The following is a 2,893-nucleotide window of genomic DNA, read 5'->3' as shown; positions in this document are numbered from 1 at the left end:
GACCTCGACCTCGGGAATATCGGGATTGGCCTTGGCCTCTTCGAGCTGCTTGGCGATGGAGTTCTTAAATGCCTCCTCTAGGCCGTTGACCAGATCGACCGGATAGGAACCGGCGCTCTCGAGCGCCGTGGAATCGATAACGTGGCCGATGATTAGCTTGGCGCCGTTGTTCGCGGCGACCTTGATGGCGCGTGCGAGCACAAAATCCTGCTGCTCAGTACCGTCGAGTGAAACAAATACCTTGGTGTAGCCCTCGTTCATGGTTTCCTCCTTGGTCTATCGCACGGGCGCGGGGCTCGTGCATCGGGCGGGCGCGGGCGCGTTGGCCGCCGGACACTTTATCTTGTTGCAGTTATACCCAAGGATTTGGGTTTGACCGCTCGCAATTCTGTGAACGGGCGAGTTTTTTGGTAAGGGTAGGCGTAGACGCGCCCGAACGGTTGATAATGGGACATCGCCCGCACCGTCCGCAGAACAATATCGGCGGGTGTCTAACGAGGGGGTCCCTTTGGATATTATCGAGCTTCTAAAATCTGCCTTCATGGGCCTGGTCGAGGGCATCACCGAATGGCTGCCTGTTTCGTCGACCGGTCACATGATCTTGGTGGACGAGTTCGTCAAGATGAACGTGAGCGAGACGTTCTGGAATATGTTCCTGGTCGTGATTCAGCTCGGCGCCATTCTGGCCGTCTGTGTGCTGTTCTTCCATGAGCTCAATCCGTTCTCGCCCAGCAAGGGCAAGGAGGGCCGTCGCGACACCTGGGTGCTGTGGGGCAAGATTGTGCTCGGCTGCATTCCCGCCGCGGCGATCGGTCTGCCGCTTAACGACTGGATGGAGGAGCATTTCTACAATGCTCCCGTCGTGGCGCTGGCGCTCATTGTGTACGGCGTGCTGTTTATCGTGATCGAGAACTGGCGCGCGAGCAAGCGCGAGGAAATGGCCGTTGCCGGTTCGTTTGGCTCGCGTGCTGTGGTGTCGGGTGGACGTCCCGCCGGTGCGCACTTTGCGGCGCCCGCCGCGGCTACCGCTGAGGATGAGGACGATGACGAGAATCTGGACTTTGGCTCCATCGCCACGCTCGAGGACCTGAGCTGGAAGACTGCGCTGGGTATCGGCTGCTTCCAGGTGCTTTCGCTGGTGCCTGGTACGTCTCGCTCCGGTTCTACCATCATCGGCGGCCTGCTTTTGGGCTGTACGCGTTCGGTGGCGTCCAAGTTTACGTTCTTCCTGGCCATCCCTGTCATGTTTGGCGCGAGTGCACTCAAGCTGGTCAAATACTTCATCAAGGGCGGCACGTTCGGCGCCAACGAGGTCGCTATCTTGGGCGTGGGCTGCGTTGTGGCCTTTGTGGTTTCGCTCATCGCCATCAAGTGGCTCATGGGCTTCGTCCGCCGTCACGACTTCAAGTGCTTCGGTGTTTACCGCATCATCCTGGGCGTCGTAGTGCTCGCATACTTCTTCGTTCTGGAGCCTATGCTCGGCCTGTAACTTGGTTGACGCTGCGCGGCGGCCAGAGCGACAACTTGTCATTCAAAGAGGGCGGCATGACCAAAAGGTCTATGCCGCCCTCTTTTCATGCCAATTTGTTCGCTCTGGCCGCCGCTCGCTGCTGCTACCGTGACATCGGTGGCTCTGTGATTGGCGCAATGGGGTCAGGTTACTTTGCACCAGCTTGGTGCAGACAAATCTGACCCCATTGCGCCAAATCCGCTGGGGCGGGCCCGATGGTGGCGGACGGAGTCGTGGTGTGATTTGCGTCGGTGTCCGCGCGGCTCGGTATACTGGTACGGCTCAAACTATGGCGCTGCCCGCAGGCGCGCCGTCCGTCAGATGAGGAGTCGCCCATGACCCAGCCCCTGCCCTGGGAAAAGAATGTCGCGGTACCTGTGCCGCCCGCGCCGGAACCCGTGCCGCTCGATGCATACACCGCCCCTGCTGCGCCGGAGCCCGAGCTCGTTCCGCTCGACATCTACGACGCTCCCGCGCCGGCGCCCAAGCCCGCCAAGCCGCTCGTCGACATCGACAGCCTTAATCCCGCTCAGCACGAGGCGGTCCTGACCACCGAGGGCCCGCTGCTGGTCCTTGCCGGCGCCGGCTCGGGCAAGACCCGCGTCTTGACCTTCCGTATCGCACATATGCTCGGCGACCTGGGCGTTAAGCCCTGGCAGATCCTTGCCATCACGTTTACCAACAAGGCCGCGGCCGAGATGCGTGAGCGTCTGGCGGCACTCATTCCCAGCGGCACCCGTGGCATGTGGGTATGCACCTTCCATGCCATGTGCGTGCGTATGCTGCGCGAGGACGCCGACCTGCTGGGATACACCGGTCAGTTCACCATCTACGATGACGATGACTCAAAGCGCATGGTGCGCGACATTATGCAGGCGCTCGGTATCGAGCAAAAGCAGTTCCCCATCAACATGATCCGCAGCAAGATCAGCTCGGCCAAAAACGCCATGATCGGCCCCGAGGACATGCTCAAATCCGCCGACAGCCCCAATGACAAAAAGGCCGCGCAGGTCTACCTGGAGCTGGAACGCCGCCTGCGCGCCGCCAACGCGATGGACTTCGACGACCTGCTCGTGCGCACGCTCGAGCTGCTGCGCACCCGCCCCGAGGTGCTCGACAAGTACCAGGAGCGCTTCCGCTACATTAGCGTCGACGAGTATCAGGACACCAACCACGTCCAGTACGAGATCGCCAACCTGCTGGCCGCCAAGTACCAAAACCTCATGGTCGTGGGCGACGACGACCAGTCCATTTATAGCTGGCGTGGCGCCGACATCACCAATATCCTGGACTTTGAGAAGGACTTTAAAAACTGCAAGACCGTCAAGCTAGAGCAGAACTACCGCTCCACGGGTCATATCCTGAGCGCCGCCAACGCCGTGG

At 60.6% G+C, this 2,893-nt stretch carries 3 protein-coding genes; 2 read left to right on the top strand and 1 reads right to left on the bottom strand.

The genetic code is table 11. From position 1 onward, the window contains the following. The coding region (locus ABHR76_RS09805) for a universal stress protein (RefSeq protein WP_346977606.1) at window positions 1–261 on the bottom strand (261 nt) is incomplete at its 3' end. A 247-nt stretch (window positions 262–508) separates the two neighbouring features. Between ABHR76_RS09805 and ABHR76_RS09800 the strand changes: the two genes are divergently transcribed. Together ABHR76_RS09800 and ABHR76_RS09795 are read left to right on the top strand one after the other, a co-directional pair. Then, window positions 509–1,489, top strand: a complete 981-nt coding sequence (locus ABHR76_RS09800) for an undecaprenyl-diphosphate phosphatase (protein WP_117746102.1) — start codon at window positions 509–511, stop codon at window positions 1,487–1,489. Window positions 1,490–1,845: 356 nt separating this feature from the next. Continuing rightward, window positions 1,846–2,893, top strand: a 1,048-nt coding sequence (locus ABHR76_RS09795; RefSeq protein WP_346977605.1) for an ATP-dependent helicase, incomplete at its 3' end; no start/stop codon positions are given.

Origin of the sequence: Collinsella aerofaciens, assembly GCF_039752985.1 — a bacterium.
GTDB lineage: Bacteria > Actinomycetota > Coriobacteriia > Coriobacteriales > Coriobacteriaceae > Collinsella > Collinsella aerofaciens_BT.
Note: the sequence above shows the minus strand (reverse complement) of the source record. Positions and strands in the feature narration are given on the sequence as shown.